The following is a 17,589-nucleotide window of genomic DNA, read 5'->3' as shown; positions in this document are numbered from 1 at the left end:
CGCCGGCAAGCCGGCTCCTACACGGATCTGTAGGAGCCGGCTTGCCGGCGAAGGGTTAGAAAGTGGTCCGCAACCCCACTTCCACGCTGCGCCCGGCCGCCGGCGCGATGTCCCGCAGGATCGAGCTGGCGTAGCGCACGGTCTGGTTGGTCAGGTTCTCGCCCTTGACGAAGGCCAGCCACTGGCTACGGCCGATATCGAAGCGATAGCCGGCACTGGCGCCAAAGGTGGTGTAGCCATCGGTGCCGCTTTCGTGGTCCGGTACCCGGCCCTGGCTGGCGGCATGCTGCACATCCAGGCGTGCCTGCCAGCGATCCCGTTCCCACAGCAGGCCGCTGTTCAGGCGCAGTGGCGCGATGCGCGGCAGGGCTTGGCCGTTGTCGAGGTTCTTGGCCCGGGTGTAGTCGCCGGACAGGTCCAGGGCGAACTTGCCGTAGGCGCCTTCCCCCAGGGTCCAGCGATCCTGGGCTTCGATCCCGGTAAAACGCGCCCTTACGCCGGAGTAGGTGTATTCCGGGATGCCATCGGCGTCTTCATCACCCTCGTCGTTCAGGGTCCGACCACTGCCCAGCAGGCCGATGTAGTTGGAGAAGTGGGTGTAGAACACGCCAACGCTGCCTTTGTGGGTGCCGTTGTCGAAGCGCAGGGCCAGGTCGCTGGACACGGCCTTTTCCTTGGACAGCTTGGCGTTGCCTACTTCGTAGGTGCCGGTGGCGACGTGGGCGCCGTTGGCATACAGCTCGTAGAAGGTCGGGGCGCGTTCGGTGTAGCCCAGGGTGGCGGCCAGGGACCAGACCGGTGTCAGGGTGTAGACGGCACCGGAAGACAGGCTGCCGGCGGTAAAGCTGCTGGACTTGTCGGCCTGGGCAAAACGCTCGTTGCCCTTGGCGTCCGGGTCCACCGTGGTGTGTTCCAGGCGGCCGCCGAGGCTGAGTTTCAGGCGCTCGGTGGCTTGCAGTTCTTCGAGGATGAACAAGGCCCCGCTGTTGGTATCGGTCTGTGGGACGAAGGCTTCTTCACCCAGGGCAGAGAATTCATTGCGATTGACCTGGGCGCCGACGACCCCTTCCAGTGGGCCGATGGGCAGGTGCCGGGCCTCGATGCGCGCTTCGTATCCCTTGTTCTTGAAGGTGGTGCCGGTTTCGCCGCCTTCGATTTCGCGGTGCTCGTAGTCGGTGTAGCCGGCGTTGAATTTCACCGAGCTGAACGGGCCTTGCAGGTTGCGCAGCTCCGAGGCGAAGGCGTAGTGATCCTGCTTCATGCGGATGCGGACGTCTTCTTCGGCCGGGGAGCCATAGTTGGAGTCGTAGTTGCTGTAGGACAGCCCGGCGTAACCGTCGTCCCAGGTGTAGGAGCCGCCAATGGCGCCGCCGTCCTGGCGTCCGTCGCTGTTGCCCAGGCGGCCTTTCTTGCCGGCGCCGTCTTCGCTTTCCGGGGCGTGGCGGCTGCGGGCGTAGCCGGGGATCTTCAGGTCGTTGAACTGCCGTGAGTTGGCATCCAGGTGCAAGGCGAAGGTGCCGTCACCGGCTTCCAGCTTGCCGGCACTGCTGCGAGTGGTGTCGGCGCCGCCATAGCGTAGTTCGCCAGCGCCATGAATGCCTTCGATGGCCTCGGTGGGAATTCGGTTGTCGAAGCTGTTGATCACTCCGCCGATGGCGTTGCCGCCGTACAGCAGGGCTGCCGGCCCGCGGACGATTTCAATGCGTTCGACGTTGACCGGATCCAGGGGCACCGCGTGGTCGTAGGACAGCGAGGACGCATCCAGGGCGCCGACACCGTTCTGCAGAATGCGGATGCGGTCGCCGTCCAGGCCGCGGATGATCGGACGGCTGGCGCCAGGACCGAAGTAGGACGAGGACACCCCCGGCTGCTTGTTCAGGGTCTCACCCAGGCTGCCTTTCTGCTCCAGGGTCAGTTGGTCGCCTTCCAGCACCGTAGCGGGCGCCGCCAGTTGCGTACTGCCCAGGGGGTTGGCGGTGATGACCTGCTGCGGCAATTCCACGGCGTGGGCCTGGGAGGCGATCAGCAAGGCGGCGGACAACGGCGACAGGCGCCACAGCAGGGGGCGAGCAGGGCGAGGGTAGAAGAGGGACATCGATCATTCCTTGGCAAGCGTTGCGCAGAGCGCTTTGAGTCAGAAAACAGGCGAGGCACGGGGGTGCCTGAAGTGCGAGCTGAGTGATATTTATTGATACAATATAACATCACTTTTATTTCGAAAAGCCAGGAACTTTTTTGTTTTCATGCCGCACGTGTTTTCTGTCGCCATTGTTGCCAGCCTGGGTAGTGTTCGGGCGCCGGGCCGACAGCACTGGCGGCAACAGGAGATGCCAGGGGGCATCTTGTCGGAGCGCTCGCGGCCTTCGGCAGCGACTACAGTTATCCAGGCACGCTGGCGCGGGCGCATGCCCTCGGCTAAGGTGCGCGGCTTTCCCAACTTCTTTGCGCAAAGGCCTGGCATGACCGACACCCACACCGACCCGCTGCATGGCGTGACCCTGGAACAGATCCTCAAGGCGCTGGTGGAACACTACGAATGGTCGGGGCTGGCCGAGCGCATCGATATCCGCTGTTTCAAGAGCGATCCGAGCATCAAGTCGAGCCTGACCTTCCTGCGCAAGACGCCCTGGGCCCGGGAGAAAGTCGAGAAGCTCTATGTGAAGTTGCAGCGCACCAAGCGTCCACTCTGAGGAATCCCATGGCCGGTGTATCGCTGCAGGGGCTGTTCAGCCGGCGCGGGCTGATTGCCATTGCCGCAGTGCTGGGTTGGCTGGGGCTGACGGTGCAGCTGTACCTGATCCTGCTGGTGCGCTGGGACGCCGGGGCCAGCCTGTTGGGCGGGCTGGTGAACTTCTTCAGTTTCTTCACCGTGCTCAGTAACACCCTGGTGGCCAGTGTGCTGACCTGTGCCCTGAACCTGCGGCTGTCCCGGGGGCAGGCCTTCATGCTCCAGCCCTGGGTCAGTGGCGGGGTGGCGGCGAGTATTGTGCTGGTGGGCCTGGCCTATAGCCTGCTACTGCGTCACCTGTGGCATCCCCAGGGTTGGCAATGGCTGGCGGACGAGCTGCTGCATGATGTGATGCCGCTGCTGTTCCTGGTCTATTGGTGGTGCTGCGTACCCAAGGGCCGGTTACGCCTCAGGCACCTGGGGTGGTGGATGCTCTACCCGGTGGTGTATTTCGCCTACTTGCTGCTGCGCGGGCACTTGCTGGGGTTGTACCCCTATCCCTTTCTTGCCGTGGACCGGCTGGGCTACCCCCAGGTATTGCTCAATGCCCTGGGGATACTGGCGGGATTCGTCCTGGTGTCCCTGATACTGCTGGACCTGGACCGCCGGCTGGGCAAACGCCCCCGCCGAGCCCCGTAGGAGCCGGCTTGCCGGCGAAGGGGCCTTGCGACCGCTTTCGCTGGCAAGCCAGCTCCTACAAGAATGCATCCCCGCGATCCCGTAGGAGCCGGCTTGCCGGCGAAGGGGCCCTTGCGATCGCTTTCGCTGGCAAGCCAGCTCCTACAAGAAATGCATCCCAGCGATCCCTTAGGAGCCGGCTTGCCGGCGAAGGGGGCCGTGCGATCGCTTTCGCTGGCAAGCCAGCTCCTACAAGAAAGGCATTCCCGCGATCCCGTAGGAGCCGGCTTGCCGGCGAAGGGGCCATTGCGATCACCTTCGCTTTCGCCAGCGTCTGCAGCGGCGCGGGGTTATTCCTCTTCGCTGCCGTCCAGGCGCCAGTAGCCGGCAGCCTTGACGAATTCGTCGTTGAGCTGGTGCTCATCCAGCAACACTCGACGAACCTGGCGCGAAACTTTGCTCTCGGTGGCTACCCAGGCGTACAGCTTGCCTGGCGGGACCTGCAACTGACGCACGGTGCTGATCAGATCCTGGCCGCCGCCAGTGCGCTCGACCCAGATCACCTCGACCTCGGCGGCGCTCTGCAGCAGTTGGCGTTCGGCCCTGTCCTGCACTTCGATCACCGCCAGTACCTGGCGTCCGGCCGGCAGTTCCTCCAGGCGCCGGGCAATCGCGGGCAGGGCGGTTTCATCGCCGATCAGCAAATAGCTGTCGAAGATATCCGGCACCACCATCGAGCCCCGTGGGCCGCCGATGTGCAGGTACTGGCCGGGTTCGGCCTGCTCGGCCCAGGTCGAGGCAGGACCGTCGCCGTGAAGGACGAAGTCGATGTCCAGCTCGCCCAGTTCCAGGTCATAGCGCCGCGGGGTGTAGTCGCGCATGGCGGGCATTGGCCCGCTGTCCTTGCCCGGGCCCAGTACCAGGGTTTCCAGGGCGGCTTGCTGTTCGGCGTTCTCGGGGAACAGCAGCTTCACATGATCGTCGCTGCCCAGGCTGATGAACCCGGCCAACTCTGGCCCGCCAAGGGTGATGCGGCGCATGCGCGGGGTCAGGTCGACAACGCGCAAGACCTTCAGGCGCCGGCGCTTGATCTCGTGCATGACCCGGTGAATGGACAGTTCTGGGGTTGCAGTCATTCGGATTTCTCCTGGGCAGAGTGGCTGACAGGACCATCGACAATGGCCTTGGCGGTGTTGTTGAGCAGGTCGCGCACCCGGAGGATTTCTTCCGGGGTCCAGCGGCCGTGGTGCATGTGCAGGGCATGGCGCAGGTTGTGCACCGCCTCATGGATTTGTGCCGGACGATCATGGCCGCCCAGGGAACGCTTGCTGACCTCGATGCGCATCCGCACACCCTCTAGGGCAATCGCCTGCTCCTGCAGGGACAGACGACCGGCGTCGGTCACGCTGTAGCTTTTTTTTCCGCCAGCGGCATCGCCCTGGATCATTTCGCTTTCTTCAAGAAAGGTCAGGGTCGGGTAGATGACTCCGGGGCTGGGGCTGTAGGCCCCATCGAACATGCCTTCGATCTGGCGGATCAGGTCGTAGCCGTGGCAAGGCTGCTCGGCGATCAACGCCAGCAGCAGCAGTTTCAAGTCACCGGGGGCAAACACCCGGGGACCGCGGCCGCCGCGTTCGCGACCGGGGCGGCGTTCAAAACCGTCGTGGCTGTCACCGTGTTCGCGGTGGGAATGGGGGTGGTGCTCTCTCATTTTCTCTTCTCCGTCGTGATTTAGACATAACTTAAGATATATCTTATTGGCGACGCAAGCAGTTCTACGCCGAGCGAGGCTGCCGTTTGTCGGAGACGAAAAAGCGCAGAGGAAGGAGTGAAGGCCGAGGGTGTTATCGCAAGGAACGCCAGGCCTCAGGCAGGCTGCGGCCTCCAGACCGCTGCAGGCATGGCGTACTGCCGGGCCCCGGAGGGGCTCGGCAGATTTTCAAGAACCGCACGATCCCTTGGCTACGAGACAGTCCAGGGTTCAGCGCTGGGCAAGGCTCCCCAGGCATTGAGTGGCGCTGCCTGGCTGCAGGTAGGGCATGAGGATCGGTGCCATGCCCTTGAGGACTTGCACCGGCAATGCCGAGGTGAACTTGAAGGCCTGGGCCGAGGCCCCAGGGACATAGGCGGTGAGGGTGCCGAAATGGTGCTCACCGATATAGAACACGAAGGTGGCGGTGCGGTTGATCGACTTCGAACTCAGTACCCGGCCTCCGGCGCCAATGGCCTCGATGCGGTTGTCGCCGGTGCCGGTCTTGCCGCCCATGGCCAGCGCGGTGCCGTCGGCTAGCTTGAAGCTCCCGGCCACGCGTTTCGCGGTGCCGGCATCCACCACTTGCGACAGGGCTCCGCGTAACGCTGTGGCCACCTCCGAGGGCATCACTCGCTTGCCTTTGTCCGGGTCGTTGCTCAAGCGGGTTTCATAGGGTGTGCCGGCGGCGAAATGCAGGCTGTCGATGCGCAAGGTCGGCAGGCGTACGCCGTCGTTGAGGATGGTCCCCACCAACTCGGCCAGGGCCGCCGGACGGTCGCCGGAGCTGCCGATGGCGGTGGCCAGGGAGGGCACCAGGTGGTCGAAGGGATAACCGACGCTCTGCCAGCGCTGGTGGATATCGAGGAACGCTTCGATCTCCAGCATGGTGCGGATGCGGCTGTCCCGGGCGCTGCGGTGGCGGCTCTTGAACAGCCAGCTGTAGACCTCCTGGCGCTCGAACTCGCTGGCCTTGACGATCTGGCTGAAGGTGGCGTCGGGGTTGCTCATCAGGTAGCCCAGCAGCCACAGGTCCAGGGGGTGGACCTTGGCGATGTAGCCCTGGTCCGGCAGGTTGTAGGCCCCAGGGCCGTAGCTGGCATAGAGCTTGTCCAGGCGTTCATCGGTGAGCTTTTCGCTGACCTTGGCGTTTTTCATGTGGGCTCGGACAAAGCGGTTGAAGCTCTCCTGGCTGGCGTCCGGCAGCAGGTAGCGGTGCACGGCGGCGAGGCGGATCGCCGTGGGGTGCAGGCTGTCGAGGAAGGTTTCCAGGCGCGCTTGAGTGTCCTTGTTGCGGTACTTTTTCCAAAAGCGCAGCAGGAACGAAGTGCCTTCGCGGTCAGCGAAGCGTGCCAGGTATTCCTGGCGCCGCGGGTCCTGGTCGTCCTTGAGCAGTTCGGCGCTGCTGCTGTCGCCGCCATAGGTGCTGTAGCGCACCAGGTCACGCATCAGGCGAATGAATGGCAGGTTGATGGATTCGCGCAAGGCATCGCGCAGGGTAGGGCTACGGCCGTTGTCCTCATTGCGAAAGTTGTGGAAGTGATGGACCCCGCCGCCGGTGAAGAAGGCCTCACCGGGGCTGGCGGAATAGGTGCGGTTCAGGGCCGCATCGAGCATTTTCGGCAGGCTGCGGTCGCTGTTCTGCATCAGGTAGTCGAGGGACCAACGGCTCAGGCGGTCCTGATCGTTCACCGCTACCTTTTTCAACTGTGCGGGTGTTTGCCCGGCGTACTTGTCGTGCAGTTCGGAAATGATCTGCAGGTAGGTGGTCAGCACCCGCAGCTTGGCGGTCGAGCCCAGCTCCAGTTTGCTGCCCTCGTTGATATCGAACGGCTGGTCGGTACTGTCGGTTTGTACCCGCACCCGTGAGCCGTCGGGGGTGAGTTCGAACAGAGTGAAGCTGTAGCGCACCTGGGTGGTGCTCGAAGGCGTCAGCAGCCGTTCGCCGAGCACGCCGACCTGGGCGGCGAAAGCCGGATCGGCGAGGTGCTTGAGGTACTCGGTGGCCTGGCGTTGCAGGTCGCTCTGCAAAGTGCTGGTGGCGGAGAGGTCGAGACGGTCCAGGTCATACAGCGGACGATTGAGCAGCGCTGCCAGGCGACTGCGAGCGACGCTGATGCCCTTGTTGGTCTCGATCGGCTGCAGGGTCGGCTGCTGCTGCCAGTCGCGGTACGTCACCTTGCTGGCCAGGGCTGCGGCAGTCAGGGCGGGCTCTATGACATTGTTCTGCGCCAGCAGGCGGATATGGCTGTCGGTCAGGTCGGCGAGTTCGGCGTGCCCCTTGGCCAGGTAATGGGACGGACGACGCTGGGCGATCATCAGCGACAGCACCTGGCGCAAGGCCAGCCCGCGCTGAGCCAGGCTCTTCGAGTCACTGGCGGTGCTGGCCAGGGCCTGGTTGACCTGATCGAAGTCGGCGCCGTACCAGACCCGCAGGCCCTCGGCCATGCCATGCACTTCGCCGTGTCCGGGAACGGCCGACAACGGCACGCTGTTGAGGTAGTCACGGACGATCCGGCGTCGGGCTTGCAGGGTTTCGGGGCCGTCCTGGTAGGCGCGCACGCTGGCGGAGATCATCTGGCGGATTTTCTCGCCACCAGACGCCGTCAAGCCATCCGGCGAATGCCGGTATTTTTCCAGCTGGGTGGCCAGGGTGCTGCCGCCGGCGGTCTGCCCGGGCAGGTGCAGGAGCCTGGCCACCTGGGACCAGGCCGCCTTGGCGAAGCGCGGCCAGTCCACCGCCGGGTTGGCCTGGCCCAGTCTGGGGTCCAGCAGGTCGCGGTTCTCGATGAACAGCAGACTGTGCACCACCAGCGGTGGAATGCTGGCAAAGGTCGAATACAGCTGTTGCGGGTACTTGAACTGGTACAGCGGTGCGGCGCGGCAATCGGTAATGGACAGGCCAGCCTGGATCTTCTCGGTATAGGGCACGAAAAAGCCGCTCTTGCTGTAGTCCATCAGCGCCGGGGAAAAACGCGTCTGGGCGTCGATCAGGTAACCACGCTTGAGCAGGCGTGGCAGGAACTCGCCCAGGGCGCTATAGCCCAGGCGCCGATCGAAGGGCCCGGCTCCCGGATAGAAGATGGCATCACTGGGACCTGGTTGCAGGGAGTAGCTCAGCTCACTGGCGAGCTTGCTGAACTCCCGGGCCTGGAGTTTCGAGGTGCGCATTTCGCGGGTGGCGGCGACACCCAGGGCAATCAGCGCGATCAGCAGCAACAGCCAGAACAGGCGCCAGGCGTACCGCCGGGGTTTGGAGGTTTTGGGTGAAGGCGCTTCGTCCTCGCTGTGGTCTGGCGCTGCGTTCTTACGCGAATCGGTCTGCCACAAAGCGCCCATAGTCGATTGATCCATTCACGCAGATTGATCGGACTTGCCTGAAGCTTAGACGGTGCTGGCGGCCGGTGAATAAATTGTGAAAACGACGCGGCCCTGCTGCTGTGGCCAGGGAGCGTGCTCCCGCCGGCCTGCGCAGCGGCCCTGAAGCCAGCCAGCGTGGTCTCCCCGACAGAACGCGCGCTCAGGTTTGCGCCTGCTGCGCAGCCGAACGGGAACACGCTCCCTGGCCACAGGCTAGAGGCTTTTGCCAGGTAAATACGCCCTAGGTAGGGGCATGACGATGCACCGGGGCTGTGCAATACTCGCGGCCCTTTCCGAGTGAGGTTTCAGGGCAAAAAGCAGGTAATGCTTCTCCGCGAAAGCGGTATTTGCCGAGATTTCTCTCTGAATTTAGCTGCTTATAGAGTGAAAAGCCCTGTCGGGAGCTTTTTATACTGCGCACCCCGCTGATCTGGCAGGTTTTGTCCTACAGACGCACCGTCCCACAAGGCCGGTCCGGTTGAGCAGGCTTCGGCTATCCGCCGTGGCTTCGAAGACTCGGTGGTTCATATCCAATAACAAAATGAGGTTGTATCTCTATGCCAGTTGGCAACCAACTGCCCCACGGCGAGACCGCTAACGGCGGCCCGCTGAAACGCGAACTCGGCGAACGGCATATTCGCTTGATGGCGCTTGGCGCCTGTATCGGCGTCGGCCTGTTCCTCGGCTCGGCCAAGGCTATCGAGATGGCCGGTCCGGCCATCATGCTGTCCTACATCATCGGCGGCCTGGCGATCCTGGTGATCATGCGCGCTCTCGGCGAGATGGCGGTGCACAACCCGGTCGCCGGCTCCTTCAGTCGCTACGCACAGGACTACCTGGGCCCGTTGGCGGGCTTTCTCACCGGCTGGAACTACTGGTTCCTGTGGCTGGTGACCTGCGTCGCGGAAATCACCGCGGTGGCGGTGTACATGGGCATCTGGTTCCCTGATGTGCCGCGCTGGATCTGGGCCCTGGCGGCCCTGGTGAGCATGGGCTCGATCAACCTGATCGCGGTCAAGGCCTTCGGTGAGTTCGAGTTCTGGTTCGCCCTGATCAAGATTGTCACCATCATCGCCATGGTGGTCGGCGGCATCGGCATCATCGCTTTCGGTTTCGGCAATGACGGCGTGGCCCTGGGGATTTCCAACCTGTGGACCCACGGCGGCTTCATGCCCAATGGCGTGACCGGCGTGCTGATGTCCCTGCAGATGGTGATGTTTGCCTACCTGGGCGTAGAGATGATCGGCCTCACTGCCGGTGAAGCGCGCAACCCGCAGAAGACCATTCCCAATGCCATCGGCTCGGTGTTCTGGCGCATCCTGCTGTTCTACGTGGGCGCGCTGTTCGTGATCCTGTCGATCTACCCGTGGAACGAAATCGGCACCCAGGGCAGCCCCTTCGTGATGACCTTCGAGCGTCTGGGGATCAAGACCGCCGCCGGGATCATCAACTTCGTGGTGATCACTGCGGCGCTGTCGTCCTGCAACGGCGGCATCTTCAGCACCGGGCGCATGCTCTACAGCCTGGCACAGAATGGCCAGGCCCCGGCCGGTTTTGCCAAGACCTCGAGCAACGGCGTGCCGCGTCGGGCCCTGCTGCTGTCGATCTTCGCCCTGTTGCTGGGGGTGTTGATGAACTACCTGGTGCCGGAGAAGGTGTTCGTCTGGGTGACGTCCATCGCCACCTTCGGTGCGATCTGGACCTGGGTGATGATCCTTCTGGCCCAGCTCAAGTTCCGCAAGGGGCTGAGCCCGGCCGAGCGTGCCGGCCTGAAATACCGCATGTGGCTGTACCCGATCAGTTCCTACCTGGCCCTGGCGTTCCTGGTGCTGGTGGTGGGGCTGATGGCCTACTTCCCGGATACCCGCGTGGCGCTGTACATCGGCCCGGCATTCCTGGTGCTGCTGACGGCGTTGTTCTACCTGTTCAAGCTGCAGCCGACCAATGCCCAGCCAGCGCGCTCGGCGTCGTAACGGGCGGCCCGCAGAGGCTCCTGGTTTGAGCCGCCCGGGCTGAAGCCTGGGATGAAGAATCCGGCGCCCCGCAAGGGCCGCCGGATTTTTTTTGCTCCCCGGTCAGCCGCCCAGGGTGCCGCTGGTGTCGGTGTCGAAGACCGCCTTGGCCTGGCGGGCCAGGGGGGCCAGCAAGGCCAGCAAGCTTGCCTCGTCATGCAATGGCCGGGACGCCAGCTGCGGCGGGGTGGGTTCGATGGGCAGCAGCACATCTTCAGCGTCTGCGTGCAGCCAGATTGCCGTGACCTGCAGTGCCGGGACGAACAGCAAGCGCAGCTCATAGGATTTGCCCTGCAACGAGGCGGTGTTTTCCGCGAGGTTCAGGGCCCTGACCGCCGACGTGGCCAGGGCGCCGTGGTTCAGCGCCGAGAAATCCAGCGTGCCGGCGGCCTCGGTCAACTGTGCATCGGCGATCGACAGGCCGCCGGCGAACACCAGGTAATGCCAGTCGCCCATCTGGGCCTGGGCCAGGCCATGGCCACTGCTCAGGTCTTCCAGGCTCAGGGCGTAGCCCCGGAACCCCTGGGACAAGCTCAAGTGGCCGCTGCGGGCACGGGTAAAACCATGGTTGACGCCGAAGCCCTGGGTTTGCAGGGCTGCCTGCAGCGCGGGTTGCAGTTGCTGGACGCCAGTGGCAGGCGCCTTGGGGTAAGTCAGTTGCATGACGCCTCCTAGTTTTTCCGGGTGAAGTAGGTGTGGGTCCAGTTGCCGCCGCCGTTGTAGGAACCGGGGAAGTTGTTCAGGGCACGGGTCGAGTAACCGTAGATCGAGTCCGCCACCAGGATGTAGCCGCCGTCGCTGCCGTAGATCGTCAAAAAATGCGCGCCGCCGCCGTACCAGGCACAGCGCAGGCCAACAGGGCGCCCCATGCCGAGCTGGTTCTCGATGGCCGGCATCTGCATCCGGTCCTCGCGCATGCCGCCATAGCTGCGGGTAGTCCGCAGGGCCGAGTCCAGGTAGCCATAGACGTTGCAAGGGCCGGGCTGGCCGCAGCAGGTGTTGCGGCCCAGCTCGGCGTTGGCCACGCCGCACTGGGTCCAGGAACCGGTGCCGTAGTAATTGCCCACCGAGGCGGACAGGGCGGCCCAGCACCAGTTGCTCATGGTCTGCTGCTGCACGCTGAAGTTGAGCCGGGTGCCGGCCAGGGGAGCCGGCTCGGCGCTCAAACCGGCCTCGGCCAGTTCGAGGTCGAGCAGCGCGCCGGCAAGGCACTGGGGCAGAGCCTGCGGCATGTCGGTGTGGGTCAAGGGTGTGCTTAACATGTTCATCCTCCATGAATGAAAACAAGCCTGTGGCTTGAGTCGTTGTTGCGTGTTTCGATCAACTGGATCATTCGGCCCTGATGCCAGGCGCGCTGCTGTGCCAGCCTCGATGGCGAGCGCCGGGTGGGCCTGAAACCAACCTTAGACACTTCATGCGTCAATGCAATTAAAATATGCATAAATGCATTATGACGGGCCGAAATGTCCCCGGAAAAGGGGCCTTCCAGGGCATGGCGATTACCTGAGGTCGAAGGCTTTACTGGTTCGCCCAGGACTGGGTTGCCGCCCCATTTTTGCGGCAGCTGTGGGCTGAGGCATCAGGCCGGCCATGGGCGAGCACCTGCCCTCGCCACAGGTGACTCTGCGCTCGCCCTATCGCCTGGCTGAACCGCCTCAGGCGGCCTGGGCCTATTGGTCGTCGAGGAAGTGCTCAAGAGCCGCGTTGAAGAACCCCGGGTCCTGGAGGAAGGCGAAGTGGCTGACATTGGGCAAGATCAGCAACCCGGCGCCAGGAATGGCTGCGGCCATGTATTCGGTGTGCTCGCGCTTGATGGCTTCGTCGTGATCACCGTCGACGATCAGCACTTGGGCCTTGATCCGGGCCAGGTCGGCATCGCTCCAGTTGGGCTGGTTGGCCCACATCTGGCCGATCTGCTCGACGAAAGCGTCGTACTGCCCGGGCGTCGCTGACAGGCGGCGGTATTCCTGGCCGGCGCGCTCGATGTAGGCGGCGAAGGTCGGGTTCTGCTCCACCCCCTCCTTGACCCCGGAAGTCCGGGTGTTGGCGGCATAGGCGAAGACCTTGCCCACCCGTTGCGGATAGCGCATCGCCAGGTCCAGGCCGAGAATCGCGCCGTCACTCCAGCCGACGAAATCGGCGCGGGGGATCTTCAATTGGTCGAGCAGGGCGATCACGTCGTCGGCCATCAGGTCGTAGCCGTAGGGGCGGGCATCCCGACTGCTGCGCCCGTGACCGCGGCTGTCGATGCTGATTACCGTGTGCCGGGTGGCCAGGGCCTGGACCTGATGCCCCCAGTAGTCGGCGTTGCCCAGGCCGCCATGCAGCAGCACCACCGGCGAGCCGTGGCCGATCCTGCTGTAGTAGAGGCGGATGCCGTTGACCTCGGCGTGGGCCGATTGCGCCCCGGGCACCGGGGCCGGAGTGGGGGGCAGGGTTTGCCAGCGTTCGCTGGCAACGGTGCTGGTGAAGGAGATCAATAGAGCGAGCGCTGCAAGTAGACGAGCCATGAGCCTCTCCGTGCAAAGGTCCCCGATCGAGCCGGGGCGGGTGGTTGGGGTGTTTGCGTCTATGGGTCAAGCGCTGGGGGGCTCGACATCGAAGATCACCAGGGTGCCGTGGCTGCCAGGCAGCACGCAGTGGGCCTCGCCGGCCGGCACCAGGTACATCTGTCCGGCCTGCACTTCCACGGTGGCCTGGCCGATACCCAGGCGCAGGCAACCCTGGCTCACCAGCAGGCCTTCGTCGTAGTCATGGGTTTCTTCCGGATAGGACTGCGGGCTCATGCGCAGGACCTTGATGCGGGCCGGACCTATCCGGCCCACCAGCGAGGATTGCCAGGGCTCGGGCAATGGAGGGGACAGCAACTCGAAGGGCAGTAATGGCATGGCGAATCTCCCAGGCGTCAGCGGGGTTTCGTTCTGCTTTCGGTGGTCCGGTCAGCTTGGTTGTGGGGGGGCTAGAATTCGTCCATCAGCAGCACGCGGCATTCGCGGCTCTGGAAGGCGTTGATCTGCGGCACCAGACGGGTGAAGTGCTCGGTCTGGCAGTGGGCGTCGAGGGCGGCGCGGTCCGGCCACTGTTCGACAAAGATGAAATGCCCCGGGTCTTTCTGATCGACGAACAGATCGTAGGCGATGCACAGCGGTTCCTGGCGGGTTTTCTCCACCAGTTCGGCGTACCACGGGCGTACGGTGTCCAGGTGTTCGGGCTGGATGAAATCTTCAGCGATGACCTTGAGCATTCGAATCTTCCTTGGGTGACGCCCGGCGCTCCCCGGCAACCGGGGAGCACTGGGCAATGGGGCTTAAGCGGCGGCTTCGGTGTTGGGTTCGAAGCTGTCGGCCCGGGCCAGTTGCCACATGCGCGAGTAGAACTCGCCGTTGACCTCGCCGGTCAGCAGTTCGCCGGGCTTGAGGAACACATGCAACTGGGAGAACAGCTTGATCTCCGTGGCCGACATGCGTCGCACCAGGTGCTTGGCCTCCAGTTGCGAGGGGTGCTGCAGGCCGGCGGCCGCGAGCATTTCCGCCAGGGCCTTGAGGGTGTTGCGGTGGAAGCTGAATACCCGCTGGGCCTTGTCCGGCACCACCAGGGCGCGTTGGCGCAGGTTGTCCTGGGTGGCCACGCCCGTCGGGCACTTGTTGGTGTGGCAGCTTTGCGACTGGATGCAGCCGATGGCGAACATGAAGCCCCGGGCCGAGTTGGCCCAGTCGGCACCAATGGCCAGCACGCTGGCGATGTCGAAGGCGCTGACGATCTTGCCGCTGGCGCCGAGCTTGATCTTGTCTCGCAGGTTCAGGCCCACCAGGGTGTTGTGCACGAACAGCAGGCCTTCGCGCATCGGCGCGCCGATGTGGTCGGTGAACTCCACCGGCGCCGCGCCGGTGCCGCCTTCCTTGCCGTCGACGACGATGAAGTCCGGGAGAATGCCGGTTTCCAGCATGGCCTTGGCAATCCCCATGAACTCCCACGGGTGGCCCAGGCAGAACTTGAAGCCCACGGGCTTGCCGCCGGACAGCTCACGCAGCTGCTGGATGAAATGCATCATTTCCAGGGGGGTGGAGAACGCACTGTGGCTGGAGGGCGAGATGCAGTCCTCGCCCATGCGGATACCCCGGGTGTCGGCGATTTCCTGGGTCACCTTGTGCTTGGGCAGGATGCCGCCGTGGCCCGGCTTGGCGCCCTGGCTCATCTTGATCTCGATCATCCGCACTTGCGGGTTCTGCGCCTGGGTGGCGAAGCGCTCGGGATCGAAGTGGCCGTCGCTGGTGCGGCAACCGAAGTAACCGCTGCCCAGCTCCCAGGTCAGGTCGCCGCCATGCTCGCGGTGATAGGGGCTGATGCTGCCTTCACCGGTGTCGTGGGCGAAGTTGCCGAGCTTGGCTCCCTGGTTCAGGGCACGAATGGCGTTGGCGCTCAGGGAGCCGAAGCTCATGGCCGAGATATTGAACACCGAGGCGGAGTAGGGCTGGGTGCACTGAGGGCCGCCGACGATCACCCGGAAGCTGTTGGGATCGCTCAGGGGCGCGGGGCGCATGGAGTGGCCGATGAATTCGAAGCCCGACTGATAGACGTCGATCAGGGTGCCGAAGGGTTTGTCGGCGCTTTCATTCTTGGCGCGGGAATACACCAGGGAACGCTGGGCCCGGGAAAACGGCAGCGCGTCGCTGTCGGACTCCAGCAGATACTGGCGGATTTCCGGGCGGATGCCTTCCACCAGGTAGCGGATATTACCCAGGATCGGGTAGTTGCGGCGTACCGCATGGGGACTCTGCAGCAGGTCGAAGATCCCCAGCAAGCTCAACAGCAGGGTGACCAGGGTGAATGGCCAGAGCCAGTCATTGTCGAGAAAGGGCAGGCTGGCGAGGGTGAATATCACGCAGGCGGCAAAGAAGGCGTAGCGGCTCAGGAGTGACAGGCTCATACGGTTTCCTTGGTTCGGATTCATCAGGTCATTCAGGCAGCGGATGCCTGGAAAACGGGTAATACACAGCGGCACCGAACGGCTGGAACGGCAGGCTGCACAGGCATTTCTTATAGGAATTCACGGCAGTGTGAGAGCGTTGCAGCTGAGCATACTGGCCCGCCAGCGCCGTGTGGGCAAGCCTGAAACCGAGGAGTGGCAACTGGCCGGGACCTTGGGGGAATAACCTTATTGCGATAAGTTCTCGTTTAAATCGAGATTTATTGTTACTGTATAACAATTGTTGCCATCCCAATCCGCTGGAGGTTCCCATGAAGCCCAATATCCATCCCGACTACCGCACCGTGCTGTTCCACGATACCGCCGCTGATGTGTACTTCCTGATCGGTTCCACCGTCGACACCGACCGCACCCAGCAGTACAGCGACGGCAAGACCTACCCCTACGTCGCCCTGGACGTGTCCAGTGCCTCCCATCCGGTGTACACCGGGCAGCAGCGCAAGACCCAGTCCGAAGGCCGCATTGCCGGTTTCAACAAGCGTTTTGCATCCTTCGGCTCCAGTGCCAAAGCCGCTCAGTGATGCCATTGCCGGCGAACGTTGGCACAAGGCTGCGTTCGCCTTGCGGGCCCGCTGGAACCCTTTCAGCGGACCGATGGCATTAAAAAGCCATCATCTCGATTGGAAATTCTTCTAGTCTTGAATCAGGCAACAGGGAATGCCGTTGCCCATCTACAAAATGAAGGACGCGTTCATCGACGTTGACCCGAGGTGTCTCATGGGTGAGCTGAACGTTGCCACTGTCACACGCCAACCCGGAGTCTTGCTGGTGGATGGCCAGGACGCGATCCTGCAGCGCCTGCGCCAGTTGCTCGTGCCCCATCCCTATCAACTGCACTGCGCCCATGACGGCAGCGAGGCCTTGCGCATCATGGCCACCGAAGAGGTGGACCTGGTGATCAGCGCCGCCCACTTGCCGCACATGGACGGCCCGAGCCTGCTGGCGCGCATTCATCAGCATTACCCTGCCACCACGCGCATTCTGCTGACGGGCGATCCGGACCCGAAGCTGATCGCCCGGGCCATCAACGAAGGGGGAATCTACCGTTACCTGAGCAAGCCCTGGGATGATCAGGAACTGCTGCTGACCTTGCGCCAGGCTCTGGAGCATCAGCATTCCGAACGTGAGCGCCGACGCCTGGACAGCCTGGCGCAACAGCAGAACAACGAACTCAAGACGCTCAACGCCCTGCTGGAAAAACGCGTGGCGGCCCGTACCGCCGAGCTGCAACAGACAGCCGACATGCTTGACCTGGCCTATGAGGAGCTCAAGCACAGCTATGCCACAGGAGCCGAGCTGTTCTCGCTGCTGGTGAACCAGCGCTTGCCGCCGGAGAAGCAGACCAACCGGCGGATCATCGAGCTGGTGCGCGCCTACGGCAAGATCCAGGGGCTGGAGGCGCCGATCCAGCGCGACCTGGCCATGGCCGCGGCACTGCACAACATCGGCAAGCTGAGTTGGAGCGACAGCATGATGATCACCCCGGCCGACTTGCTGCATCATCACCAGCGTGAACGCTACCGGGCCTATCCGGCACAGAGCGAATCGCTGTTGATGACCCTGGAGCCGGTGCAGGATGCCGCGCGGCTGATCCGTCATCATCAGGAACACTGGGACGGTAGCGGCTTTCCCGATCACCTCAAGGGCGAGGCGATTCCCCTGGGGTCGCGTCTGCTCAAGCTGGCGGTGGATTTCATCGAGCTGCAATGCGGGCTGGTCCTTGAGCGACACATGAACAGCGACGAGGCCCTGGTGTTCATTCGCAAGTACGCTGGCCGTCTGTACGATCCGCAACTGGTGGAAGGCTTCATCCAGGTCTGTTCGGTGTACCTCAGCGACGTGACCCTGGGGGATCCGTCGGTCAAGGTCCTGGGTACCCGGGAACTGATGGCGGGGATGATCCTGGCGCGCAACCTGAATGCCGACAACGGCATGCTGCTGCTCAATGCCGGCAAGGTGCTCAACCTGCCCCTGGTGGACAAGCTGATAGCCTTCGAAACCATGGAGGGCGCTCGCTACAGCGTGTTCGTCAAACTACCCGATAAAGGCCAAGCGAACCCATGATCCCAGGCATCTGCCAGGAGCAAGCAGAGCTTTGACGGATGACGTGCCACTGCCGGACATGTGATCCTTG

At 63.6% G+C, this 17,589-nt stretch carries 15 protein-coding genes; 5 read left to right on the top strand and 10 right to left on the bottom strand.

Features of this window, described 5'->3' with window-relative positions:
* Positions 1–55: 55 nt before the first annotated feature.
* Complete coding sequence (locus ACZ5BO_RS28065) at positions 56–2,095, bottom strand: TonB-dependent receptor (protein ID WP_464697092.1); 2,040 nt, start codon at positions 2,093–2,095, stop codon at positions 56–58.
* Between the two features lie 364 nt (positions 2,096–2,459).
* On the opposite strand from ACZ5BO_RS28065, the gene ACZ5BO_RS28060 reads away from it, so the two are divergent.
* Together ACZ5BO_RS28060 and ACZ5BO_RS28055 are read left to right on the top strand one after the other, a co-directional pair.
* The gene (locus ACZ5BO_RS28060; RefSeq protein ID WP_019093117.1) at positions 2,460–2,690 is read left to right on the top strand and encodes a VF530 family protein; all 231 of its coding nucleotides are present in this window, start codon (positions 2,460–2,462) and stop codon (positions 2,688–2,690) included.
* Positions 2,691–2,698: 8 nt separating this feature from the next.
* Complete coding sequence (locus tag ACZ5BO_RS28055; RefSeq protein ID WP_025129602.1) at positions 2,699–3,367, top strand: Pr6Pr family membrane protein; 669 nt, start codon at positions 2,699–2,701, stop codon at positions 3,365–3,367.
* A 329-nt stretch (positions 3,368–3,696) separates the two neighbouring features.
* On the opposite strand, the gene ACZ5BO_RS28050 is transcribed toward ACZ5BO_RS28055, so the two are convergent.
* The 3 genes from ACZ5BO_RS28050 to ACZ5BO_RS28040 form a co-directional block, all read right to left on the bottom strand.
* A complete protein-coding gene (locus ACZ5BO_RS28050; protein ID WP_025129603.1) occupies positions 3,697–4,482 on the bottom strand; it encodes a siderophore-interacting protein in 786 nt (261 codons plus the stop codon).
* Positions 4,479–5,057, bottom strand: coding sequence for a PadR family transcriptional regulator (locus tag ACZ5BO_RS28045; protein WP_025129604.1), 579 nt, complete (start codon positions 5,055–5,057; stop codon positions 4,479–4,481). The genes ACZ5BO_RS28050 and ACZ5BO_RS28045 overlap by 4 nt, the downstream gene beginning before the upstream one ends.
* Positions 5,058–5,327: 270 nt before the next feature.
* Positions 5,328–8,435, bottom strand: coding sequence for a transglycosylase domain-containing protein (locus tag ACZ5BO_RS28040; protein ID WP_464697091.1), 3,108 nt, complete (start codon positions 8,433–8,435; stop codon positions 5,328–5,330).
* A 578-nt stretch (positions 8,436–9,013) separates the two neighbouring features.
* Between ACZ5BO_RS28040 and ACZ5BO_RS28035 the strand changes: the two genes are divergently transcribed.
* The gene (locus tag ACZ5BO_RS28035) at positions 9,014–10,429 is read left to right on the top strand and encodes an amino acid permease (RefSeq protein WP_025129606.1); all 1,416 of its coding nucleotides are present in this window, start codon (positions 9,014–9,016) and stop codon (positions 10,427–10,429) included.
* A gap of 102 nt (positions 10,430–10,531) precedes the next feature.
* Here the strand turns inward: ACZ5BO_RS28035 and ACZ5BO_RS28030 are convergent, their stop codons facing one another.
* The 6 genes from ACZ5BO_RS28030 to ACZ5BO_RS28005 form a co-directional block, all read right to left on the bottom strand.
* Positions 10,532–11,131, bottom strand: a complete 600-nt coding sequence (locus tag ACZ5BO_RS28030; protein ID WP_464697090.1) for a hypothetical protein — start codon at positions 11,129–11,131, stop codon at positions 10,532–10,534.
* Between the two features lie 8 nt (positions 11,132–11,139).
* Positions 11,140–11,730 (bottom strand): papain-like cysteine protease family protein, encoded by a 591-nt coding sequence (locus ACZ5BO_RS28025; RefSeq protein ID WP_025129608.1) that lies wholly within the window; start codon positions 11,728–11,730, stop codon positions 11,140–11,142.
* 408 nt (positions 11,731–12,138) lie between these two features.
* The gene (locus ACZ5BO_RS28020) at positions 12,139–12,978 is read right to left on the bottom strand and encodes an alpha/beta fold hydrolase (RefSeq protein WP_025129609.1); all 840 of its coding nucleotides are present in this window, start codon (positions 12,976–12,978) and stop codon (positions 12,139–12,141) included.
* Between the two features lie 66 nt (positions 12,979–13,044).
* Positions 13,045–13,356: a cupin domain-containing protein gene (locus ACZ5BO_RS28015; RefSeq protein WP_025129610.1), complete on the bottom strand. Its 312-nt coding sequence runs from the start codon at positions 13,354–13,356 to the stop codon at positions 13,045–13,047.
* A gap of 71 nt (positions 13,357–13,427) precedes the next feature.
* Positions 13,428–13,712, bottom strand: a complete 285-nt coding sequence (locus tag ACZ5BO_RS28010) for a putative quinol monooxygenase (RefSeq protein ID WP_025129611.1) — start codon at positions 13,710–13,712, stop codon at positions 13,428–13,430.
* A gap of 63 nt (positions 13,713–13,775) precedes the next feature.
* Positions 13,776–15,395 carry an FMN-binding glutamate synthase family protein gene (locus ACZ5BO_RS28005; RefSeq protein ID WP_025129612.1) on the bottom strand — a complete coding sequence of 540 codons (1,620 nt, stop codon included), beginning with the start codon at positions 15,393–15,395 and terminating at the stop codon, positions 13,776–13,778.
* Between the two features lie 311 nt (positions 15,396–15,706).
* On the opposite strand from ACZ5BO_RS28005, the gene ACZ5BO_RS28000 reads away from it, so the two are divergent.
* Positions 15,707–15,976: a type B 50S ribosomal protein L31 gene (locus ACZ5BO_RS28000; protein ID WP_025129613.1), complete on the top strand. Its 270-nt coding sequence runs from the start codon at positions 15,707–15,709 to the stop codon at positions 15,974–15,976.
* Positions 15,977–16,172: 196 nt separating this feature from the next.
* Positions 16,173–17,519 (top strand): response regulator c-di-GMP phosphodiesterase, NosR family, encoded by a 1,347-nt coding sequence (nosR, locus tag ACZ5BO_RS27995; RefSeq protein ID WP_464697089.1) that lies wholly within the window; start codon positions 16,173–16,175, stop codon positions 17,517–17,519.
* Positions 17,520–17,589 lie beyond the last annotated feature (70 nt).

This window comes from Pseudomonas sp. FFPRI_1, assembly GCF_055384485.1.
The sequence above is the reverse complement of the archived record's forward strand: the minus strand, read 5'-3'. Positions and strand labels throughout refer to the sequence as shown.

Bases quoted from the DNA above. Each gene is read 5' to 3' on its own strand.
- ACZ5BO_RS28065 (WP_464697092.1), bottom strand. From the start codon at position 2,095: ATGTCCCTCTTCTACCCTCGCCCTGCTCGCCCCCTGCTGTGGCGCCTG.
- ACZ5BO_RS28060 (WP_019093117.1), top strand. From the start codon at position 2,460: ATGACCGACACCCACACCGACCCGCTGCATGGCGTGACCCTGGAACAG.
- ACZ5BO_RS28055 (WP_025129602.1), top strand. From the start codon at position 2,699: ATGGCCGGTGTATCGCTGCAGGGGCTGTTCAGCCGGCGCGGGCTGATT.
- ACZ5BO_RS28050 (WP_025129603.1), bottom strand. From the start codon at position 4,482: ATGACTGCAACCCCAGAACTGTCCATTCACCGGGTCATGCACGAGATC.
- ACZ5BO_RS28045 (WP_025129604.1), bottom strand. From the start codon at position 5,057: ATGAGAGAGCACCACCCCCATTCCCACCGCGAACACGGTGACAGCCAC.
- ACZ5BO_RS28040 (WP_464697091.1), bottom strand. From the start codon at position 8,435: ATGGGCGCTTTGTGGCAGACCGATTCGCGTAAGAACGCAGCGCCAGAC.
- ACZ5BO_RS28035 (WP_025129606.1), top strand. From the start codon at position 9,014: ATGCCAGTTGGCAACCAACTGCCCCACGGCGAGACCGCTAACGGCGGC.
- ACZ5BO_RS28030 (WP_464697090.1), bottom strand. From the start codon at position 11,131: ATGCAACTGACTTACCCCAAGGCGCCTGCCACTGGCGTCCAGCAACTG.
- ACZ5BO_RS28025 (WP_025129608.1), bottom strand. From the start codon at position 11,730: ATGTTAAGCACACCCTTGACCCACACCGACATGCCGCAGGCTCTGCCC.
- ACZ5BO_RS28020 (WP_025129609.1), bottom strand. From the start codon at position 12,978: ATGGCTCGTCTACTTGCAGCGCTCGCTCTATTGATCTCCTTCACCAGC.
- ACZ5BO_RS28015 (WP_025129610.1), bottom strand. From the start codon at position 13,356: ATGCCATTACTGCCCTTCGAGTTGCTGTCCCCTCCATTGCCCGAGCCC.
- ACZ5BO_RS28010 (WP_025129611.1), bottom strand. From the start codon at position 13,712: ATGCTCAAGGTCATCGCTGAAGATTTCATCCAGCCCGAACACCTGGAC.
- ACZ5BO_RS28005 (WP_025129612.1), bottom strand. From the start codon at position 15,395: ATGAGCCTGTCACTCCTGAGCCGCTACGCCTTCTTTGCCGCCTGCGTG.
- ACZ5BO_RS28000 (WP_025129613.1), top strand. From the start codon at position 15,707: ATGAAGCCCAATATCCATCCCGACTACCGCACCGTGCTGTTCCACGAT.
- nosR (WP_464697089.1), top strand. From the start codon at position 16,173: ATGGGTGAGCTGAACGTTGCCACTGTCACACGCCAACCCGGAGTCTTG.